This window comes from Nocardioides sp. Z40_12 (assembly GCF_058215795.1).
In genome coordinates, this window is the sequence record NZ_JBZAJA010000008.1 from 134,466 (window position 1) to 154,389 (window position 19,924).

Here is a 19,924-nt window from a genome sequence, read left to right on the forward strand (position 1 = left end):
GACGATCCGTCACGTCGTCAGCCCACCTGCTGGGCGGCGAGGTTGTCGACCGTCTGCTCGGCCTTGGCCAGGTCGTCGGTCTCGATGCCCTCGCGGACCAGCTTGGCGTCGTAGTCGGAGAGGTTCTCCATCTCGATGTCGGTGGTCTCGTAGGGGCTGGAGAGGTCGAGGCCGGGGATGTCGGCGTTGACGCCCCGGAAGATGGTGACCACGCCGTCGTGCTCGCTGACGTAGTACTGCTGCTGGCTCCAGTGCCAGGAGGCGGCCAGCATCATCCACGCGGCGCCGACGCCGACCATGGCGACCAGCAGGCGTCGCAGCCACACGAAGCGCAGCGGCGCCCGGGGGGCGTAGCGGACCGCCTCGACGTCGATCGGCTCGGCGGCCGCCCGCTCGATGGTCGCGGTGCCGGTCGCGGGCCCCCGCGGCGCGCCGCCGGGGTGGGCCTCGGCGCCCGGGGCTCCGGGGGCGGGGGCACCCGGGGTGTGGGGCACACCGCCGGAGCTGCGCCGCGGCAGCTCCGCGGCGGCGCCGACCAGCAGGGGGGTGAGCTCGTCGGGGGCGGGGTCGGTGCCGGCGACCACATCGGCGACCACACAGGTGACGTTGTCGGAGCTGCCCGCCTCGAGGCTGGCACGCACCAGCTCGACCGCGGCGTAGTCGGGGGTGCCGGAGCCGAGGATCTCGCCGAGCCGGTGGTCCTCGAGGACCCCGGAGGCGCCGTCGCTGCACAGCAGCACCCGGTCGCCCTCCTGGAGCTGGACGGTGAACAGGTCGGGCGCGGGGTCGTGGACGCCGTCGAGGGCCTTGAGGATCAGGTTGCGGTGGGGGTGGACCCGCGACTCGGCCTCGGTGATCCGGCCCTCGTCGATCAGCCCCTGGACGAAGGTGTGGTCGTGGGTGAGCTGGCTGATCTGGCCCTGGCGCCACAGGTAGGCCCGGCTGTCGCCGACGTGCCCGATGCCCAGCACCTGCCCGTCGAAGGCGGCCAGGGTGGCGGTGGTGCTGGTCCCGGAGATGGCCGGGTCCTCCTCCACCAGCTCGGCGATCCGGTCGTGGGCGCGGTGCAGCGCGCCGGCGACCCGGCTCAGCAGGGCCTCGCCGTCGGCGCCGGCGGGCGGCTCGTCGAGCCGGCGCAGCACCGAGACCGCGGTGCTCGAGGCGAGGTCGCCGCGGGCGGCGCCGCCGACCCCGTCGCAGACCGTGAGCAGCCAGGGCCCGGCGTAGCCGCTGTCCTGGTTGTCCTTGCGGACCCGGCCCACGTCGGAGAGCGCCGCGTAGTTGAGCCGCATCGCCGCCCGGCCGGCGGGACCGGCGCCGCGCTCGGCGGTGTCGCTCGGCTCGACGACGGGCGGCGTGCGGACCAGCGACGGGTCACGCGCGACGGTGTCGTTCTCGGGGTCGGTCACGAACGGGCCTACTTCCGGAGCTCGAGGATCGTCTTGCCGATCCGCACCTGCGTACCGAGGGAGATCGTGGTGGGCTGGGTGATCCTGGCAGCCCCGACGTAGGTGCCGTTGGTGGAGCCCAGGTCCTCGACGTACCACTGGTCGCCGGAGGCGGCGACCCGGGCGTGCCGGGTGGAGACGTAGTCGTCGTCGAGCCGGATCGCGGCGTCCGAGCCGCGACCGATCAGCAGCGGGGCGTTGGCCAGGTCGGCCCGCTCGCCGGCGTTGGCCCCCTCGACCACGGCGAGGTGGGTGGGCGCGCCGCGACGGCGCACGGGCTTGGCCTGCTTGGCCGCCTTCTTCTTGGACCCGCGGGTCTCGGGGACCCGGGCGCCGAACATGTCGGAGCGGATCACCGAGATCGCGGAGAGCACGAAGATCCACAGCACCGCCAGGTAGGCGAAGCGGATCAGGAACAGCGTCAGCTCCGACATCGACTCACCTCCCGTCCGTGTCGTCGCCCACGACCCTGACCGTGAGCTCGGTGTTGCCGATGCGGACGACGGTCCCGTCGCCCACCGGGGCGCGGTCGATCTTCCTGCCGTCGACCAGCATCCCGTTGGTCGAGCCCAGGTCGCGGACGGAGACGTCGGCCCACCCGTCCGGGCGGTCGGCCACCAGGAACTCGACGTGGCGGCGGCTGATGCCGGGGTCGCTGATCCGGATGTCGGCCTCGATGCCGCGGCCGACCACCACGCCGGGGGGCAGGAGGGGGTGGTGGGTGCCGTTGACGTCGAGCTGGACCTTGGGCGCGCGGTGGCGGGTGTGGTGGTCCTCGCCGGTGACGCTGGCCTGGGCGCGGCTGCGGATCCGGAAGCGCCCGGTGGTCAGGTCGTCGGCGGCCTCGAAGCCGATGTGCACCGGCCCGGGGAAGACGTAGCCCTGGGAGTCGGCGTGGTCCTGGAGCTGGTCGGCGAGGTCGCGCGCCATCGCGTTGTCGTAGGGGGAGAGCCGGTCGAGGTCGGTCTGGGCGAGCTCGACCTGGAAGTCGTTGGGCACCAGGCGCCGCTCGCGACTGAGGATTTGCGCGTTGTTGTCGACCTCTCGCTGCAGGGCGGCGGAGATCTCCACCGGCTGCACCGCACTGCGGAAGGCCCGCGCGAAGGCTCCGGAGATCAGCTGCTCGAGCCGCTGCTCGAAGCGCTGGAACCCGCTCACGCGTACTCCTCCTCATCGGGTCGGACGTCGCCGTGCCGCTGCTGCGACGTGGCCCGCCGGCGGCGGGTTCAGGTGATCGTATCGGGGAGGCAGGTCGGCGGCCGGGTGCCACGGCGCGCCGCCGGTCCGCGAGCGGGTGTCGGACCGCTCCCCGGGACGCCGCCGGGCCGGCCGGGGGACCCGGTGGCGGATCCCGTGCGGAACCCGAGGTGGGGCCCGATGTGGGACCCGATGTGGGACCCGGTGTCGGACCCGTTTGGTCCCGCGGGGTCGAATCCTCCCGGCGCGTTCGCAGGTCACGTCCCGACCCCCCCGGGACCGAGCCGGCCGAACGAGAGCCACAGCACCGGAGCCCCACGAACCAGAGGATCGCGAACCGTGACCGAGTCCGAGACCACCGAGCTCGTCCTGACCCTGTCCTGCGAGGACCGCCCCGGCGTCGTCCGGGCGGTGGCGGACTTCTTCTACCACCAGGGCTGCGACATCACCGAGAGCCAGCAGTACGGCGACCCCGTCTCCAGCCGCTTCTTCATGCGGGTGCAGATGCGCACCGCGCCGCAGACCCCCGGGCCGGCGGAGCTGCGCACCCGGTTCGCCGGTGTCGCCGACACCTTCGGGATGGACTGGGCGCTGCACGACCTCCAGGTCAAGCCGCGGGTGGCCATCCTCGTCTCGAAGTTCGACCACTGCCTCAACGACCTGCTCTACCGCTGGAAGGCCGGCAACCTCGACGTCGAGATCCCGGTGATCGTCTCCAACCACCCCGACCTGGCGCCGCTGGCGCAGTGGCACGGCATCGAGTTCCGCCACATCCCGGTCACCAAGGAGACCAAGCCGCAGGCCGAGCGCGAGCTGCTCGACCTGTGCGAGTCGATGGAGATCGACCTGGTGGTGCTCGCCCGCTACATGCAGATCCTCTCCGCGGACCTCTGCAAGGAGCTGGACGGGCGGGCGATCAACATCCACCACTCGTTCCTGCCGAGCTTCAAGGGCGCCAACCCCTACCGCCAGGCGCACGACCGGGGGGTCAAGCTGGTCGGGGCCACCGCCCACTACGTCACCTCCGACCTCGACGAGGGCCCGATCATCGAGCAGGACGTGGCCCGGGTCGACCACGCCGCGAGCGTGCCCGACCTGGTCGCGCTCGGGCGGGAGACCGAGTCCCGCGCGCTGGCCCGGGCGGTGCGCTGGCACTGCGAGCACCGGGTGCTCCTCAACGGCCACCGCACCGTCGTCTTCTCCTGACCCGGGCCCGGCGCGCCCCGGTTTGGGGCCCCGGCCCGGCGTGGGATAGCCTGAGCCCGCTTCTCGCGCGAGTGGCGGAATAGGCAGACGCGCACGGTTCAGGTCCGTGTGTCCGAAAGGACGTGGGGGTTCAACTCCCCCCTCGCGCACGTAGGTCGGTCGAGTCCGGCCGAGCGGTTTGAGCAAGAGGAAGGGCCCCCGGTCCGCGGAGACGCGGCCGGGGGCCCTTCTCGTCTCCGGGTGGCGCGGCCACGCGTCGAGCAGGCGCAGCACTAGGGTCAGGGTGACCAGGCCGGAGATGGTGGGCCGGCCCCCCGGCGGCCGAGGCCGCCACCGCCGGATCCACCCCGGCCGACGACGCCGCGCGCCGGCGAGACCAGGAGCCACCAGCCATGACCCCCGCCGACGAGCCGGAGGTCCTCACCCGCGTCGAGGGCAGGGTCGGCCGCATCCTGCTCGACCGGCCCCGCGCCCTCAACGCGCTCACCCTCGCCATGGTCCGCGCGATCGGGTCGGCGCTGGAGGAGTGGCGCGACGCCGGCCTGCGGGCCGTGCTCGTCGAGAGCACGTCGCCGAAGGCCTTCTGCGCCGGCGGCGACATCCGTGCGGTGCGCCAGCACGTGCTCGACCGGCACCCGGAGCGCGCCGACGAGTTCTTCGCCGCCGAGTACGCCGTCAACCTCGCGCTCGCCTCCTACCCGGTCCCGGTGATCGCGGTCGTCGACGGCATCTGCATGGGTGGGGGACTCGGGCTCTCCGTCCACGGCCCCTACCGGCTGGTGACCCCCCGGGCGTCGTTCGCGATGCCGGAGACCGGGATCGGCTTCTTCCCCGACGTGGGCGGCTCCCACTTCCTGCCCCGCCTGCCCGGCGCGGTCGGCCGCTACCTGGGCCTGACCGGCGTCCGCCTCCGGGCGGGGGACGCCCTGGCCTGCGGCCTGGCGACCCACCTGGCCCAGCCGGACCGGCTGCCCGGCCTGGCGGCCCTGCTCTCGGAGAGCGACGAGAGCGTCGAGACCGTCGTGCGCTCCCTCGACCCCGGGCCGACGGGACTGCTCGAAGGCTCGGAGCTGTGGGCCCGCCGGCCCCAGATCGACTGGGCCTTCGGGGCGCCCGGGCTCGACGACGTCGTGGCCCGGCTGCGCGGGCTGGCGGACGGGGCAGCGGCGGACGGGGCAGCGGCGGACGGGGCAGCGGCGGACGGTGCGACCGCGGACGGGGCGACGGCGTCGTGGGCCCGCCGCACGCTCGACCTGCTCGCCGCCGCCTCGCCGGCCAGCCTCGAGGTGACCGACCGGCTCCTGTCCTGGGGCCGCGAGCACGACCTGGCCGCCTGCCTGGCGGCGGAGCGGCAGGCCGCCCGCCGGGTCGTCGTCAGCCACGACTTCCTCGAGGGGGTCCGCGCCGTCCTCGTCGACAAGGACCAGGCGCCGCGGTGGGCTCCCGCGCAGACGGCCGGCGCCCCGTCGCCCTGGCGCTCCGGGGGCGCCTCCTCCTAGGTTGGGGTGGTGGATGCCGAGCAGCTCGAGCAGGTCTACGCCGCCGCCACCAGGAACCGGCTCCTGGCGGCGGAGATGTTCGCCGGGCTGGACGCCGAGCAGTGGCGCACCCCGAGCCTCTGCGCCGGCTGGACCGTCCGCGAGGTGGCCGCGCACCTGGTGCCCCCCGAGGGCGGGTTCACCGTGGGCTTCCTGCTCCGCTCGCTGTGGAAGTACCGCGGCGACCTCGACCGGATGGTCGACGACACGGCCAAGCAGGGCGCCGCGCGACCGACCGAGGAGATCGTGGCGCTGCTCCGCAGTCGCGCCGACCGTCGTCTCAAGCCGCCGGTCGTCGGCGCGCTGGGCCCCATGACCGACACCTGCGTCCACCTGCGCGACGCGGCCCGGCCCCTGGGGCTCGACGTCAGCCCCGACCTGGCCGCCTGGCGACTGGGCCTGGACTTCCTGGTCTCCAAGCCCGCCGCCCGTGGCCTCGTCCCCGCCGCGCGGGTCGCCGGCCTCCGGTTCGAGACGACCGACCAGGAGTGGGCCCACGGCGCCGGACTCCCGGTGCGAGGCAGCAGCGAGGCGGTGGCGCTTGCGATGGCCGGCCGCCCGGCAGCCTTGGCCGACCTGGAGGGCGACGGCCGGCAGGTGCTGGCCGAGCGGCTCGCCTGAGCCAGCTGGCACCGTACGCTTCGGGCCATGCCACGCACCGACACAGCCCAGGCCTTCCGCGCCGCCGTCGAGGCGCGCGACGCCGACGCGATGATCGCCCTGCTCGCCGACGACGTCGTCTTCCGGAGCCCGGTCGCCCACAAGCCCTACCCGGGCAAGGCGATCACCGCCTCGATCCTCACCGAGGTCATCGACGTCTTCTCCGACTTCGTCTACCGCACCGAGATCGGCGCCCCCGGGGCCAGCGACCACGCGCTGGTCTTCGAGGCCAAGGTGGGGGAGCGGCAGCTGACCGGGTGCGACTTCCTGCACCTCGACGACGACGGCCTGATCGACGAGTTCATGGTGATGGTGCGGCCGCTGTCGGGAGCCCAGGCGCTGGCCGACGAGATGGCCTCGCGGTTCGACCGGATCGCGGCGCGCGCCACCGGCGCGTGACGCGCGCCCGCTGACCACCGAGGCGGTTGAATCGGGGCGTGACCACGATCTTCGACTTCGGCGCCCCCACCATCGACGGCACCGAGCAGTCCCTGTCCACCTACCGGGGCCAGGTCCTGCTGGTGGTCAACACCGCCTCGCAGTGCGGCTTCACCCCGCAGTACGAAGGGCTCCAGCGGCTGGAGGAGCAGTACGCCGACTCCGGCTTCCACGTGCTCGGCTTCCCGTGCGACCAGTTCGCCGGGCAGGAGCCGGGCAGCGAGGAGGAGATCGCCGCCTTCTGCACCGGCCGCTTCGGGGTGACCTTCCCGATGTTCGCCAAGGTCGACGTCAACGGCCGGCAGGCGCACCCGGTCTTCGAGTGGCTGCGCACCCAGCGGTCCGGCGTGCTGGGCAACCGGATCAAGTGGAACTTCACCAAGTTCCTCGTCGGGCGCGACGGGCAGGTGCTCAAGCGCTACGCGCCCTCGACCAAGCCGGCGGAGATCGCCGCCGACATCGAGGCGGCGCTGGCCGCAGACGCCCCCGCCTGAGCTCGACCCGGTCGAAGACGGCCCGGTCCGGCTAGGCCAGGTTGAACTCTGCGCGGCGCTCGGAGGGCACCAGGTCGACGTACTCGGGGTTCTTCGCCAGGTACTTTGCGTAGAACTCGCAGTGGGGCAGCGCCTGGAGGTCGCGGCTGCGCACGTCCTCGAGGGAGTGGCGCGCCAGCTCCTGTGCCAGGCCGCGGCCGCCGAACTGCTCGAAGACCTCGGTGTGGGTGAAGTCGACGAGCCCGTCGGAGTGCTCGTACTCGGCGAAGCCGGCCAGCTCGCCCCCCACGTGCACCTCGTAGCGGTGCTCGGCGGCGTTGTCGGTGACGGTGGACTCAGGTGTCTGGTCGCTCATGGCCTCGACCGTAGCCAGCGGCTGGTGGTGCAGGCTCAGGTGCCGGCCGGCACGTCCTCGCGGCTCTCGGCCGGCGCTTCCTCGCGCACCTTGCGCGGCCACCAGAAGCGGTCGCCCAGGGTGAGCGCCAGCGCCGGCACCAGGACCGTGCGGACCACCAGGGTGTCGAGCAGGACGCCGACGCAGATGATCGCGCCGAGCTGCGCCAGCACCACCAGGGGCAGCACGCCGAGGACGGCGAAGACCGCCGCCAGCAGGATCCCGGCGCTGGTGATCACCCCACCGGTCGCCGCCAGGGCCCGGAGCATCCCCTGGCCCGTGCCGTGCTGGCGGGCCTCCTCCTTGGCGCGGGTGACGAGGAAGATGCTGTAGTCGACGCCGAGGGCCACCAGGAAGAGGAAGGCCAGCAAGGGCACCCCGACGTCGAGGGCCTCGAAGCCGAAGATCCCGGTGAAGATCCACCACGAGACGCCCATCGCCGCGCCGTAGGTGGCCACCACGGCCAGCACCAGCAGCAGCGGAGCGACCACGGAGCGCAGCAGCACCAGCAGCGCGCCGAAGACCAGCAGCAGGATCAGCGGCAGGATGATGAGCCGGTCGCGCACGGAGGCGTCGTTGTCGTCGAGGGCCTCGGCGTCGCCGCCACCGACGTAGGTCTGGTCGAGGTCGGCGACCGCGTCGCGCACGTCCTGCACCGTCCCGCGGGCCTCGTCGCTGCCCGGCGCGGCGTCCAGGACGGCGTCGACCTGGGCGATGCCGTCGGCCTGCGTGGCGACCCGGGCCGACGAGATCCCGTCGACCTCCTCGACCGCGGCGACCACGTCGTCGGGGTTCGCGCGGGTGAGGACCTGCACCGGGTCGGTGGTGCCGGCGGGGAAGGACTCGCCGAGCCGCTCGGCCGCGGTGATCGCCTCGGGGGTCTCCAGGAACTGGTCGGAGGGACGCAGCCCGGTGTTGATCTGGGTGATCCCGACCATCATCAGGGCCAGGCCGACCAGGGTGACGGCGACGAAGGTGCGGGGCCGCTTGGCCACCGTGTTGCCGACCGAGCGCCACACCGACTTGGAGTCCACCAGCGCCGTGTCGCCCACGTGGGGGGTCCGGGGCCAGAAGATCCACCGGCCGAAGAGGACCAGGGCCGCGGGCAGCACCACCATCACGAAGGTCGCGGCGATCAGGATGCCGATCGCGCAGGCCAGGCCCAGGCCGCGGGTGGGGGGGAAGACCGAGAGCAGCAGGGTCAGCAGGCCCACGAAGACCGTGGTCGAGCTGGCGAAGACCGGTTCGGCGGTGCGGGTGACCGCCATCGCCATCGCGTCGTGCCGCGACTCGTGACGCTTGAGCTCCTCGCGGTAGCGGGAGATCAGCAGCAGCGCGTAGTTGGTGCCGGCGCCGAAGACGAGCACGCTGAGGATGCCGATGGTCGACTCGTCCCAGGTGACGTAGTCGATGCGCGACATCACCTGGGTGGCGACGATCGCGGAGAGCCGGTCGGCGATGCCGACCACCGTCAGCGGGATGATCCACAGCACGGGGCTGCGGTAGGTGATGATCAGCAGCAGCGCCACCACCGAGGCGGTGGCGGCGAGCAGCCGGAAGTTGGCGCCGTCGAAGACCGCGGCGACGTCGGCCTGGATGCCGGCGGGGCCGGTCACCTGCACCTCGACCCCGTCGGGCACCTCCTCGGTCAGCATCTTGCGCAGGTCGCCCACGCTGTCGGCGTTCTCGGAGGAGGTGGTGGCCACCACCGGGACGACGGCGAGCGCCGCGCTGCCGTCGTCGGAGACCTGCACGGGGGACTCGCCTCCGCCACCGGGACCGCCGGCACCCGCCGGGGGGCCGTCCTGGTTCGCGCCGCCCTCGGTCTTGCCGCCGGCCATCTCCGCGATCAGCGGCCCGACCTGCTCACCGATCTGGTCGACCTGCTCCTCGCTGAGCTCGCCCTCCTCGGCGGTCCAGAGGACGATCGCGACCGAGGAGTCCTCCTCCGGGAGCTCGGCCTGGAGGGCCGCCGCGTCGGTGCTGTCGAAGCCCACCGGCATGCCGCTGGTGGGGCCTGTCTCCCGCTCGCCCTCCGAGACCAGCCCCAGGACGCCGAGCGCCAGGATCAGGGGCACGAGGGCCACCACCCAGGCGACGCCCTTGCGGGTGAGCAGCGTGGCCAGGTGGTAGGGAGCGCCGGCGGCGCGGGTGGGAGGCATGATGTTCTCCGGCTGAGAGGTAGGATAACTAGAAAGGTTGATTGCTAGGGAGATTAGCAATCGTGCCACGGACCAGCAAACCGGCCCCCACCACGTCGAGAAGGTGCAGATGTCCGAGGAAGCGATCCACGACCCGAGTCCCGTCGGTACGACGGCTCCCGGGCGGTCGCCTGCTCCCGCCGCGGGTACCCGCGACGCCGAGAGGGGAACCCCCCGGCCGTGGGACCAGACCGGCAGCCTGCTCGCGCTGCGCGCCGTCCTGGACCGGGCCCCGCACCTGAGCCGGGTGGTGGCCCGCCGCACCGGCCTCACCGACCGCGAGCTCGAGGCCATGGCCCACCTCGGCCGCGAGGCCCTCGGCCCGGCGGAGGTGGCCCGCCGCCTCGACGTCTCCACCGCCGCCTCGACCGGCATCGTCGACCGCCTGGTGGCCCGTGGCCATGCCGAGCGCCGCCCGCATCCCGAGGACCGACGGCGCACCGAGGTGCACGTGACCGACTCGGGGCGCAGCGAGGCCTCCGCCCACCTGCGGCCGATGTTCACCGCGCTGGACCGGCTCGACCGCAGCTTCACCCCCGAGGAGCGCGACGTCGTCGAGCGCTACCTGCGGGGGGTGCTGGCGGCCTTCGACGCGGTCATCGAGACCGAGACCAAGACCGAGACCGGGACCGGGACCGGCCGGGCTCCGGGTGCCGAGGGTCACTAGCTAGCGGTAGTACGTCGCGATCAGCTGGCCGTCGATCTCGTGGACCGCGACGGGCAGCCCGTAGATCTCCTCCAGCAGGTCGGGCCGCATGATCTCGGACGGCGGGCCGCAGGCCACCACCTTGCCGTCCCGCATCGCCACGATCGTGTCGGCGTAGCAGGAGGCCACGTTGAGGTCGTGGACCACGACCACGATCGTCCGCTCCAGCTCGCGGGCGGCGTCGCGGAGCCGGCCCATCATCGCCACGGCGTGCCGCAGGTCGAGGTTGTTGAGCGGCTCGTCGAGCAGCACCACGTCGGTGTCCTGGCACAGCACCATCGCCACGAACGCCCGCTGCCGCTGGCCGCCGGAGAGCTGGTCGAGGAAGCGGTCGGCGAGCTCGGTGAGGTCGAGGTAGTCCAGCGCCCTCTCGACGTGGCCCAGGTCGTCGGGGCCGGGGCGGCCCTTGGAGTGCGGGTAGCGGCCGAAGGTGACCAGGTCGCGCACGGTGAGGCGGATGTCGAGGTGGTTCTCCTGGCGCAGCACCGCCATCCGCCGGGCCAGCTCGTCGCCGGGCGCGGTGGCCACGTCGAGCCCGGTGACGGTGACCCGGCCGGCGTCCGCGCTCTGCAGCCGGCCCGCGATGGAGAGCAGCGTCGACTTCCCGGCGCCGTTGGGGCCGATCAGCGCCGTCACCCCGCCCAGCGGCAGGTCCAGCTCGACGTCGTCGACGACCACCGTGCGGCCGTATCGCTTGGTGACGCCCTCGGCCCGGATCCCGGGGCGGGGCAGGCCGGTGCAGGCGGTGCCGGTGGGGGTGGCCGGGTCCGTGGTGGTCATGCGAGGTTCCTCCGGGCGCGGTGGATCAGCAGGGCGATGAAGGTGAGGCCGCCGACGAGCTCGATGACGACCGAGAGGGTGGTGGTGACCTCGAGCAGCCGCTCCAGCACGAACTGGCCGCCGACCAGGCAGATGACCGCGGCGAGCCCGGCCAGCGGCAGCACCACGGCGTGCCGGTGGGTGCCGGCGAGCAGGTAGGCGAGGTGGGCGACCAGCAGCCCGAAGAAGGTGATCGGCCCGACCAGGGCGGTGGAGACCGAGACCAGGACGGCGACCAGGGCCAGCACCCGGGTGGTCTCGCGGCGGTGGTCGACGCCCAGGCTGGTGGCGGTCGGGGCGCCCAGGGCGAGCACGTCGTAGACCCGCAGCCGCCGGACGACGATCAGCGTCGCCACCGCGACCACCGCCGCGGTGACCCAGACCAGGTCCTCGTCGACGGTGGTGAAGGAGGCGAACATCAGGTTCTGCAGGACCTGGAACTCGCTGGGGTCGATCAGCCGCTGCAGGAAGCCCGCGATGCTGCGGAACAGGGTGGCGAAGACCATCCCGACCAGGATCAGCACGTGCAGCGGGTAGCGGCCCGAGGTGAAGAGCCAGCGGAAGAGGGTGAGCGCGAAGACGAGCATCAGCAGCGTCTCCAGCGCGAACTGGAGGCGGGGATCGGTGTCGCGGAAGAGCTGGGCGGAGAAGAAGAAGACCACCACGGTCTGCACCAGCACGTAGAGCGCGTCGAAACCCATCAGCGCCGGGGTGAGGATCCGGTTGCCGGTGACGGTCTGGAAGAGCACGGTGGACAGGGCGATCGCCCAGCCGACCAGGACCAGCGCGACCAGCCGCCGGATCCGCAGCGGCACCACCAGCTCGGCGTACCCGCCGGTGTCGGCGAGCAGGAAGCCGGCGACGACCGCGACCGCGACCACGGCCACCAGGCCGACCCGGGTCCAGGGGGAGAGTCCGCGCCGGCGGCGAGCGACCGGGAGGCCGGTCCGGGGCGGGGCGTCAGTCGACACGGGGAGCCTTCCGCAGCAGCAGGAACAGGAAGAACGCCGCGCCCAGCACGCCCATCACGGTCCCGACCGGGATCTCGTAGGGGTAGCGGATCAGCCGGCCCAGGATGTCGCAGGCGAGCACCAGCCCGGAGCCGAGGACGGCGACCCAGGGCAGCCCGCGGCGGGCGTTGTCGCCGACCATCGCACTGACCACGTTGGGCACCACCAGGCCGAGGAAGGGGATCACCCCGACGGTGACCACGACGACGGCGCTGACCAGGGAGACGATGCTCAGCCCGATCGCCAGGACCGCGCGGTGGTTGATCCCGGCGTTGGTGGAGAAGGTCTCGCCCATCCCGGCCACGGTGAACCGGTCGGCGGCCAGGAAGGCGACCACGACCAGCGCCGCGACCAGCCAGAGCAGCTCGTAGCGGCCACGGAGCACCCCGGAGAAGTCGCCGGTCATCCAGCTGTTGAGAGTCTGGAGCAGGTCGTGGTGGAAGGCCAGGAAGGTGGTGAACGCCCCGATCACGCCGCCGAGCATCAGCCCGATCAGCGGCACCAGGATCGTCTCGCGCACCGGCATCAGCCGGACCACCCGCAGGAAGAGCCAGGTGCCGACCAGCGCGAAGAGCGCGGCCGTGCCCATCTTGGCCATCAGCGGGGCGCCCGGCGCCAGCAGGGTGATCGCCACCAGCCCCAGGCCGGCGGCCTCGGTGGTGCCGACCGTGGAGGGCTCGACGAACCGGTTGCGCACCAGCAGCTGCATCAGCAGTCCGCAGACCGCGAGCGCGGCCCCGGCCAGCACCAGGGAGACGGTCCGCGGCAGCCGGGAGACCAGGACGACCTCCCAGGAGGCGTCGGCGACGCCCACCGACATGCTCACCGCGGCGAGCAGGAGGAGCACGACCACCCCGCCGGCCAGGGCGGCCGGCGGGGTGGTGCGACGCGTGCGCTCCGGGCGCGTCGCGGTAGCGGTCTCGCTCAGGAGAGGCCGGCCTCGACGTCGTCGATGAGGGTGCCCAGCGAGGTCAGGCCGCCGGTGACGATGTACCAGGCCTCGGCGTCGACGTAGGTGACCTTGTCGTTCTTCCATGCCGAGGTGGCGCGGACCAGCTGGTTGTCGAGGATCTCCTCGGCCGACTTGCCCTCCTCGCCGATCGCGGCGTCGCGGTCGACCACGTAGAGCAGGTCGGGGTCCGCCTCACGGATGAACTCGAAGGAGACCGCCTCGCCGTGGCGCGACTCCTCGTCGCCGAGCTCGCCGGTGGCGGCCTCGACGCCGAAGACGTCGTGCAGGAAGCCGAAGCGCGAGTTCACGCTGTAGGCGGTGACCTCGCCGCCGCTGGTCAGCAGGACCAGGGCCTTGCCGGCGCCGTCGGCCTGCTCGGCGACCGCGGCGATCCGCTCGTCGTAGCCGGCGAGGATGTCGGCGGCCTCGTCGGACTTCTCGAAGATGCTGGCCAGGGTCTCGACGTTCGCCCGGGTGCTCTCCAGGTAGTCGCCGGAGTCGACGGAGAGGTCGAGCACCGGGACGCCGTCGAAGGTGTCCTCGAGGGTGTCGTGCATCGCGGCCGAGCGCCCGCCGACGATGATCAGGTCGGGCTCGGTCTGCGGGATCGCCTCGAGGTCGGGCTCGAACAGGTCGCCCACCGTGACGTACTCGTCGCTGTCGTACTTCGTCAGGTACGACGGGACGGCGCCGCCCTTGGCCACGCCGGTGACGGCGTCGACGCCGAGGGTGTCGAGGGTGTCGAGGACGCCCATGTCGAAGACCACGACGCTCTCGGGGTTGAGCGGCACCTCCTCCTGGCCCAGGGCGTCGGTCACGGTGATGGTCTCGCCCGCGGCGGCGTCGTCCGCCTCCGCGTCGTCCCCGCAGGCGGTGAGGGCCAGGCCCAGCAGCGGGAGGGTGGCGAGGGTGGCGACGCGGCGGTGGTTCAGCAGCATGAGTGGTGGTTCCGTTCCGTTCCGAGAGATTGAGTTAGGTAAGGCAAGGCTAAGTTAATATTGGCCTGAGTCCCGGGTCATACCGGGGTCCCGTTCGCCCGCCGAAGGAGCACCGTGCCTGGACCCAGCCCTGCCGGCACCGACCGACCCGGCACCGACCGACCCGGCACCCAGCGACCGACCCGGCACCGGCCCGCCGCGACCCGGCTGGTGGTCACGGGCATCGAGGAGCTCACCCCGACCGTGCGCCGGGTCTGGTTCCGCAGCGACGACCTCTCCGCGTTCGCCGGCAGCGAGCACACCGACCGGTACGTCAAGCTCGTCCTGGGCGAGAGCGTGCGGACCTACACCGCGCTCTTCCCGGACGTCGCCCGCGGCACCCTGGCGATCGACTTCGTCCTGCACGGCGACCACGGCGTCGCCGGTCCGTGGGCCGCGGCCGCGCAGCCGGGCGACGAGCTGGAGGTGCGCGGGCCCGGCGGCGGCTACCGCCCCGAACCCACCGCGGACTGGCACCTGCTGGTCGGCGACGAGTCGGCGCTGCCGGCGATCACCGCCGCGCTGGCCGACCTGGCCGAGCGGGCACCCGACGCGGTCGTCCGGGTGGTGCTGGAGGTCGACTCGGCCGAGCACGAGCCGGCCCTGACAGGCCCGGCCGGGACCCGGGTGACCTTCGTCCACCGGAGCGCCGGCTCCCTGCTCGAGACGGCACGCCGGCTGGAGTGGCCGGCCGGGCGGGTACACGCCTTCGTGCACGGGGAGGCCGAGACGGTGATGCGCGGCCTGCGGCCCTGGCTGCTGGGCGAGCGCGGCCTGCCCCGCGACCAGGTGTCGATCTCCGGCTACTGGCGGCGCGGCGGCTCCGAGGAGGAGTTCCGGGCGTGGAAGCGCGAGCTCGGTGCGCAGGAGGGGAGCGCCGGCCCCGGCCCGCGGGCCCCGGCCGGTCGCGCGGCGGCCGGCTGAGTCAGCGCACGCCGGCCCGGCTGGCCACCAGCGCGGCCCCGATGATCCCCGCCTTGTTGCGCAGCGCCGCCGGCACGATCTCGGTGTCGATCTCGATCAGGTGCAGGAACCTGTCGGCGGACTTGCTGACCCCGCCGCCGACGACGATGAGCTCGGGGGTGAAGAGCCGCTCCAGGGTCCGGTAGTAGGTGGTCAGCCGGGCCGCCCACTCCTCCCAGGAGAGGCTGTCGCGCTCCCGCACGCTGTTGGCCGCGTGGCGCTCCGCGATCCGGCCCTCGATCTCCAGGTGGCCGAGCTCGGAGTTGGGCACCAGGACGCCGTCGTGGACCAGGGCGGAGCCGATCCCGGTGCCGAGGGTGGTGACGATGACCAGGCCGGAGCGGCCGCGCGCAGCGCCGTACTCCACCTCGGCGAGGCCGGCCGCGTCGGCGTCGTTGACCACGTGGACCTCGCGCTGGAGCGCCTCGGTGAAGATGGCGTCGGCGTCGGCGCCGACCCAGGAGGGGTCGATGTTGGCCGCCGACCGGACGACGCCGCCGACCATCACGCCGGGCACCGTCACCCCCACCGCGGCCGAGGAGACGGGGAACTCGGCGACCAGCCGGCGGAAGACGGCCGAGACCGCTGCCGGGGTGGCCGGCCGCGGGGTGTCGATCTTGGCCTTCTCGCCGGCGAGCTCGCCGACGGCGAGGTCCACGGGGGCGCCCTTGATCCCGGTGCCGCCGAAGTCGATGCCGAAGGGGTGCTCGATGCGGGTCTCCATGCCGCACATGAGACCACAGGTGCGCGTCGCCGCGGCGTGGTCGCCGGCCGACTTACGATGGCGCCATGGCCGGCCAGGAGACCCGCATGCTGCTGCTCGGCGCGGTGAGCCTCTTCGCGCCCGTCAACGGCTACCAGATCCGGCGCGAGCTGCTCTCCTGGCACGTCGACGAGTGGGCGCACGTCAACCCCGGCTCGATCTACCACGGCCTGGCCACGCTGACCCGGCAGGAGCTGCTGGTCCGCAACGACGTGCTCGACGGGGCCCGGGAGGTCGCGGTCTACGAGATCACCGAAGCCGGTCGCACCGAGCTGCAACGGCTCCAGGTCGAGGCGCTGGAGACGGTGGACCTGCACGACCGGGTCGCCTTCCAGGCGGCCTTCGGGATGCTCTCCAACCTGGGCACCGCCACGGCGGTCGGAGCCCTGCGCACCCGCGCCGCCGGGCTGGAGGGGCAGGTCGAGGCGCTCGCCGCCGACCAGCACTCGCCGTACGCCGGGCCGCCGCACGCCCGCCGCGGGCTGGTGCTGTGGCGCGAGCTGGCGATCGCCGAGCTGCTGTGGCTGCGCGGGGTGCTCGCCGACCTGGAGTCCGGCGCCCTGCGGATCGCGCCGGACCAGTGGGACTGGGCGCCGCCCGACGACGACGAGGGCTGGCAGATGCAGGTCGACCGGGAGAAGTATCGCGCGCTCCTGGGTCGCTGACCCGCGACCCTGGGTGGGGGCTCGAGGTCGCGACGGCGATGGCCGTCGTCAGCCGGGGCCAGGCACCGCCCCGGAAACCTGTTGACGAGCGGTCCCGGGAGGAGGAGCATTGATCCTCTGTTCAAGTTTGAACACAGGGACGAGGGAGAGCAGATGATCGAGGCACGGGGACTCGTGCAGACCTTCCACACAGGACAGGGGAAGAAGAAGACCGAGGTGCGCGCCGTCGACGGCGTCGACCTCGACATCGCCGAGGGCGAGGTGGTCGGGTTTCTCGGCCCCAACGGTGCGGGCAAGACCACCACGCTGCGGATGCTGACCACGCTCCTGCGCCCGACCGCGGGGACGGCGACGGTCGCCGGGTACGACGTGGTGACCCAGTCCGAGCAGGTGCGACGCAGCATCGGCTACGTCTCCCAGGTCGGCTCCACCTTCTCCGGCGCCCTCGCCGGCGACGAGGTGGTCGACCACGGGATGCTCTACGGGATGTCGCGACGCGACGCCACCGCCCGGGGCAAGGAGCTCTTCGAGCAGCTCGACCTGCCGGGCCTGTGGAAGCGGCGCCCGCGCAACATGTCGGGTGGGCAGAAGCGCCGGCTCGACATCGCCATGGGCCTGGTCCACGACCCGACCCTGGTCTTCCTGGACGAGCCGACCACCGGGCTCGACCCCCAGGCGCGGGCAAACCTGTGGGAGCACATCGCCGGCCTGCGCGAGCGGCGCGGGGCGACGGTCTTCCTCACCACCCACTACCTGGACGAGGCGGACGCGCTCTCGGACCGGATCGTGATCATCGACCAGGGCCGGATCGTGGCCAGCGACACCGCCGACAACCTCAAGGCGCAGGTCTCGGGCGACCTGGTCGACCTCGAGCTCGCCGACGACCTCCACCTGACCACCGCGCGGGAGAAGCTCGGCTCGGTGGCGGAGTCGGTGGAGGTCGAGGGCCGCCACGTCCGGGGGCGGGTCCGCCGCGCCGGCCGCGCCGTCCCGGGCCTGCTCCGCGACCTCGACGCCGCGGGGGTGACGCTGGACTCCATCGAGGTGCACCGGCCAACGCTCGACGACGTCTTCCTCACCCTCACCGGCCGGTCGCTCCGGGAGGCCGAGAGCGACGCCCAGACCGGTGACCAGACCGGTGAGCCCGACGGCACCCACGACCTCACCACCGGCGCGACCCAGGCCCCCGAGCCCGGCGGCCCGACCCAGAACCTGCAGGGAGCAGACCGATGACGCAGTTCTTCCGCGACTCCACCATCATCTTCCGCCGCCAGCTGCGGATGAACTTGCGCAACCCCGCGTGGGTGCTGATCGGCGTCATGCAGCCGGTGCTCTACCTCGTGCTCTTCGGCCCGCTCCTCAAGCCGATCGTCAGCGAGTTCCCCGGGGCGGCCGACAACGCCTACACCTTCCTGGTGCCCGGTCTGCTCGTCCAGCTGGGCATGTTCGGCGCCTTCTTCGCAGGGTTCGGCCTCATCGCTGAGTGGCGCGAGGGCGTGATCGAGGCTGAGCGGGTCACCCCCGCCAACCGCTCCGCCCTGCTCTTCGGACGGCTGATGCGCGACCTGCTCCAGCTGCTGGTGCAGGCGCTCATCCTGATCGGGCTCGGCTACGCCATGGGCATGCGCGCGCCGGTCGGCGGCATCGTGGTCGGCGTGCTGCTCACCTTGATGGTGGGCGGGGCGTGCGCGGCCGCCTCCAACGCGCTGGCGCTCGCCACCAAGAGCGAGGACGTGATGGCGCCGCTGATCAACATGGTGATGATGCCGGTGCTGCTGCTCAGCGGGATCCTGCTGCCGATGACGCTGGGCGCCTCCTGGCTGCAGCGGCTCAGCGACTTCATGCCCTTCAAGTGGATCGTCTCCGGGGTCCGCGACAGCTTCGCCGGCGACCTGGCCAGCAACGACCTGGCCTGGGGGGTCGGCTGGGCGGCGGTGCTCTGCGTGCTCGGCATGTGGTGGGGCACCTCGACGTTCCGGCGCGAGAACGCCTGACGGGCGGGTCCGCGCGGGCGCACGAGGCGCCTGCGCGGGCCTAGGCTCGGCTCATGGACGCCGAGGCGCAAGTGCGTTGGGGCACCTCCCGCGGCCGGGGCGTCCTTGCCGCCGCGGTGCTGGGCTCCGGGCTGACGCTGCTCGACGGCACGGTGGTCAACGTCGCGCTGCCGACCCTCGGGCGCGACCTGGACGCCAGCCTCTCCCAGCTGCAGTGGGTGACCAACGGCTACCTGCTCACCCTGGCCGGGCTGATCCTGCTGGGCGGCTCGCTGGGCGACCGCTTCGGCCGGCGCCGGGTTTTCGTGGTCGGCACCGTCTGGTTCACCGCCGCCTCGCTGCTCTGCGGCCTGGCCCCGAACGTCGAGGTGCTGATCGCGGCCCGACTGCTGCAGGGGGTCGGCGGCGCGCTGCTCACGCCCGGCAGCCTGGCGATGATCCAGGGCGCCTTCGTCCCCGACGACCGGGCCCGCGCCATCGGGGCGTGGTCCGGGCTGGGCGGGGTGGCCACCGCCGTCGGCCCGCTGGTGGGTGGGGTGCTGGTCGACCACGTCTCGTGGCGCTGGATCTTCCTGGTCAACCTGCCGCTCGGGGTGCTCACCGTGCTCGCCGCCCAACGTTGGGTGCCCGAGACCCGCGACACCCGGGCGAGTGGCCGCTTCGACGTCGTGGGCGCCGCGCTCGCCTCCGTGACGCTCGCCGGCACCACGTACGCGCTGATCGAGTGGCAGGGCCCGCTGGTCTGGCCGGCCGCGCTGCTCGGCGTCGCCGCCGGCGTCTGGTTCGTCGCCCACGAGCGGCGTGTGCCGGGTCCGATGGTCCCGCCGTCCCTCTTCACCTCGCGCACCTTCAGCGCCGCCAACGCGATGACGTTCCTCGTCTACGCCGCGCTCGGTGCGGTCCTCTTCTTCCTGGTCATCGAGCTGCAGACGGTCGCGGGCTACTCCGCGCTGGCCGCCGGGCTGGCGACCCTGCCGGTCACCGCCTGCATGCTGCTGCTGGCCGCGCGCGGGGGCGCGCTGGCCGTCCGGATAGGGCCGCGGATCCCGATGAGCGTGGGCCCGCTGGTGATGGCGGCCGGGACCCTGCTCCTGCTCCGCGTCGGGGAGGACGTCGTCTACTGGCGCGACGTGGCGCCCGGGCTCACCGTCTTCGGCCTCGGCCTGGCGCTCATGGTGGCGCCGCTGACAGCGACCGTGCTCGCCGCCGCCCCTGACGACAGCGCCGGCGTGGCCAGCGGGATCAACAACGCGGTCGCCCGGGCCGGCTCGCTGCTGGCGGTCGCGGCGCTGCCGCCGGCCGTCGGACTCAGCGGGGCCCAGTACGCCGACCCGGCCGCCTTCGACAGCGGCTACGGAGCGGCCCTGGTGATCTGCGCCGTGCTGCTGCTGGCCGGCGGGCTGGTCTCGTGGCTGGCGATCCCGCGGCGACTGCCCAACGGATGACCACCCACCGTCTGACCCTTGTCAGGCGTGGTTTACAAACCCTATCTTCATGTA

At 73.0% G+C, this 19,924-nt stretch carries 21 protein-coding genes and 1 tRNA gene; 12 read left to right on the top strand and 10 right to left on the bottom strand.

Annotated features, from left to right (window positions below; translation table 11 throughout):
- Positions 1 to 17 precede the first annotated feature (17 nt).
- From AC4BG9_RS15560 to AC4BG9_RS15570, 3 genes are read right to left on the bottom strand one after another with little or no spacing between them, the layout of a single operon-like run.
- Positions 18 to 1,409: a PP2C family protein-serine/threonine phosphatase gene (locus AC4BG9_RS15560; RefSeq protein WP_490572023.1), complete on the bottom strand. Its 1,392-nt coding sequence runs from the start codon at positions 1,407 to 1,409 to the stop codon at positions 18 to 20.
- Between the two features lie 8 nt (positions 1,410 to 1,417).
- On the bottom strand, positions 1,418 to 1,882 hold the full coding sequence (locus AC4BG9_RS15565) for an FHA domain-containing protein FhaB/FipA (RefSeq protein ID WP_490572024.1): 465 nt from the start codon (positions 1,880 to 1,882) through the stop codon (positions 1,418 to 1,420).
- Positions 1,883 to 1,886: 4 nt separating this feature from the next.
- Entirely contained in the window at positions 1,887 to 2,606 is a 720-nt protein-coding gene (locus AC4BG9_RS15570; protein WP_490572025.1) for an FHA domain-containing protein, read from the bottom strand.
- A gap of 378 nt (positions 2,607 to 2,984) precedes the next feature.
- Here AC4BG9_RS15570 and purU point away from each other — a divergent pair, with 378 nt between their 5' ends.
- The 6 genes from purU to AC4BG9_RS15600 all read left to right on the top strand — a co-directional run bounded on the left by purU (position 2,985) and on the right by AC4BG9_RS15600 (position 6,981).
- Entirely contained in the window at positions 2,985 to 3,851 is an 867-nt protein-coding gene (gene purU, locus AC4BG9_RS15575; protein WP_490572026.1) for a formyltetrahydrofolate deformylase, read from the top strand.
- 65 nt (positions 3,852 to 3,916) lie between these two features.
- Positions 3,917 to 4,000 (top strand) — tRNA-Leu (locus AC4BG9_RS15580).
- Positions 4,001 to 4,243: 243 nt separating this feature from the next.
- On the top strand, positions 4,244 to 5,350 hold the full coding sequence (locus AC4BG9_RS15585; RefSeq protein ID WP_490572027.1) for an enoyl-CoA hydratase/isomerase family protein: 1,107 nt from the start codon (positions 4,244 to 4,246) through the stop codon (positions 5,348 to 5,350).
- 9 nt (positions 5,351 to 5,359) lie between these two features.
- Positions 5,360 to 6,010 carry a maleylpyruvate isomerase family mycothiol-dependent enzyme gene (locus AC4BG9_RS15590; protein ID WP_490572028.1) on the top strand — a complete coding sequence of 217 codons (651 nt, stop codon included), beginning with the start codon at positions 5,360 to 5,362 and terminating at the stop codon, positions 6,008 to 6,010.
- A 27-nt stretch (positions 6,011 to 6,037) separates the two neighbouring features.
- Complete coding sequence (locus tag AC4BG9_RS15595) at positions 6,038 to 6,448, top strand: nuclear transport factor 2 family protein (protein ID WP_490572029.1); 411 nt, start codon at positions 6,038 to 6,040, stop codon at positions 6,446 to 6,448.
- Between the two features lie 38 nt (positions 6,449 to 6,486).
- A complete protein-coding gene (locus AC4BG9_RS15600) occupies positions 6,487 to 6,981 on the top strand; it encodes a glutathione peroxidase (RefSeq protein ID WP_490572030.1) in 495 nt (164 codons plus the stop codon).
- A 31-nt stretch (positions 6,982 to 7,012) separates the two neighbouring features.
- Here the strand turns inward: AC4BG9_RS15600 and AC4BG9_RS15605 are convergent, their stop codons facing one another.
- Together AC4BG9_RS15605 and AC4BG9_RS15610 are read right to left on the bottom strand one after the other, a co-directional pair.
- A complete protein-coding gene (locus AC4BG9_RS15605; protein WP_490572031.1) occupies positions 7,013 to 7,336 on the bottom strand; it encodes a GNAT family N-acetyltransferase in 324 nt (107 codons plus the stop codon).
- A gap of 35 nt (positions 7,337 to 7,371) precedes the next feature.
- The gene (locus AC4BG9_RS15610) at positions 7,372 to 9,537 is read right to left on the bottom strand and encodes an MMPL family transporter (RefSeq protein ID WP_490572032.1); all 2,166 of its coding nucleotides are present in this window, start codon (positions 9,535 to 9,537) and stop codon (positions 7,372 to 7,374) included.
- Positions 9,538 to 9,646: 109 nt separating this feature from the next.
- On the opposite strand from AC4BG9_RS15610, the gene AC4BG9_RS15615 reads away from it, so the two are divergent.
- Entirely contained in the window at positions 9,647 to 10,243 is a 597-nt protein-coding gene (locus AC4BG9_RS15615) for a MarR family winged helix-turn-helix transcriptional regulator (protein ID WP_490572033.1), read from the top strand.
- Here AC4BG9_RS15615 and AC4BG9_RS15620 read toward each other — a convergent pair whose 3' ends face one another.
- The 4 genes from AC4BG9_RS15620 to AC4BG9_RS15635 form a co-directional block, all read right to left on the bottom strand.
- Positions 10,244 to 11,062 carry an iron ABC transporter ATP-binding protein gene (locus AC4BG9_RS15620; RefSeq protein ID WP_490572034.1) on the bottom strand — a complete coding sequence of 273 codons (819 nt, stop codon included), beginning with the start codon at positions 11,060 to 11,062 and terminating at the stop codon, positions 10,244 to 10,246.
- Positions 11,059 to 12,072, bottom strand: a complete 1,014-nt coding sequence (locus tag AC4BG9_RS15625) for an iron chelate uptake ABC transporter family permease subunit (RefSeq protein WP_490572035.1) — start codon at positions 12,070 to 12,072, stop codon at positions 11,059 to 11,061. The genes AC4BG9_RS15620 and AC4BG9_RS15625 overlap by 4 nt, the downstream gene beginning before the upstream one ends.
- Complete coding sequence (locus AC4BG9_RS15630) at positions 12,062 to 12,958, bottom strand: ABC transporter permease (protein WP_490572036.1); 897 nt, start codon at positions 12,956 to 12,958, stop codon at positions 12,062 to 12,064. The genes AC4BG9_RS15625 and AC4BG9_RS15630 overlap by 11 nt, the downstream gene beginning before the upstream one ends.
- Before the next feature lie 77 nt (positions 12,959 to 13,035).
- Complete coding sequence (locus tag AC4BG9_RS15635; protein ID WP_490572037.1) at positions 13,036 to 14,001, bottom strand: siderophore ABC transporter substrate-binding protein; 966 nt, start codon at positions 13,999 to 14,001, stop codon at positions 13,036 to 13,038.
- 114 nt (positions 14,002 to 14,115) lie between these two features.
- On the opposite strand from AC4BG9_RS15635, the gene AC4BG9_RS15640 reads away from it, so the two are divergent.
- Positions 14,116 to 14,964: a siderophore-interacting protein gene (locus tag AC4BG9_RS15640; protein WP_490572038.1), complete on the top strand. Its 849-nt coding sequence runs from the start codon at positions 14,116 to 14,118 to the stop codon at positions 14,962 to 14,964.
- A 1-nt stretch (position 14,965) separates the two neighbouring features.
- Here the strand turns inward: AC4BG9_RS15640 and ppgK are convergent, their stop codons facing one another.
- Positions 14,966 to 15,727 (bottom strand): polyphosphate--glucose phosphotransferase, encoded by a 762-nt coding sequence (gene ppgK / locus AC4BG9_RS15645; protein WP_490572039.1) that lies wholly within the window; start codon positions 15,725 to 15,727, stop codon positions 14,966 to 14,968.
- 65 nt (positions 15,728 to 15,792) lie between these two features.
- On the opposite strand from ppgK, the gene AC4BG9_RS15650 reads away from it, so the two are divergent.
- From AC4BG9_RS15650 to AC4BG9_RS15665, 4 genes are all read left to right on the top strand, one after another.
- Positions 15,793 to 16,431: a PadR family transcriptional regulator gene (locus AC4BG9_RS15650; protein ID WP_490572040.1), complete on the top strand. Its 639-nt coding sequence runs from the start codon at positions 15,793 to 15,795 to the stop codon at positions 16,429 to 16,431.
- 153 nt (positions 16,432 to 16,584) lie between these two features.
- Positions 16,585 to 17,664 (top strand): ATP-binding cassette domain-containing protein, encoded by a 1,080-nt coding sequence (locus AC4BG9_RS15655; protein WP_490572041.1) that lies wholly within the window; start codon positions 16,585 to 16,587, stop codon positions 17,662 to 17,664.
- Positions 17,661 to 18,425 carry an ABC transporter permease gene (locus AC4BG9_RS15660; RefSeq protein ID WP_490572042.1) on the top strand — a complete coding sequence of 255 codons (765 nt, stop codon included), beginning with the start codon at positions 17,661 to 17,663 and terminating at the stop codon, positions 18,423 to 18,425. The genes AC4BG9_RS15655 and AC4BG9_RS15660 overlap by 4 nt, the downstream gene beginning before the upstream one ends.
- Positions 18,426 to 18,478: 53 nt before the next feature.
- Positions 18,479 to 19,870 (top strand): MFS transporter, encoded by a 1,392-nt coding sequence (locus AC4BG9_RS15665; protein WP_490572043.1) that lies wholly within the window; start codon positions 18,479 to 18,481, stop codon positions 19,868 to 19,870.
- The last annotated feature ends 54 nt before the right edge of the window (positions 19,871 to 19,924 follow it).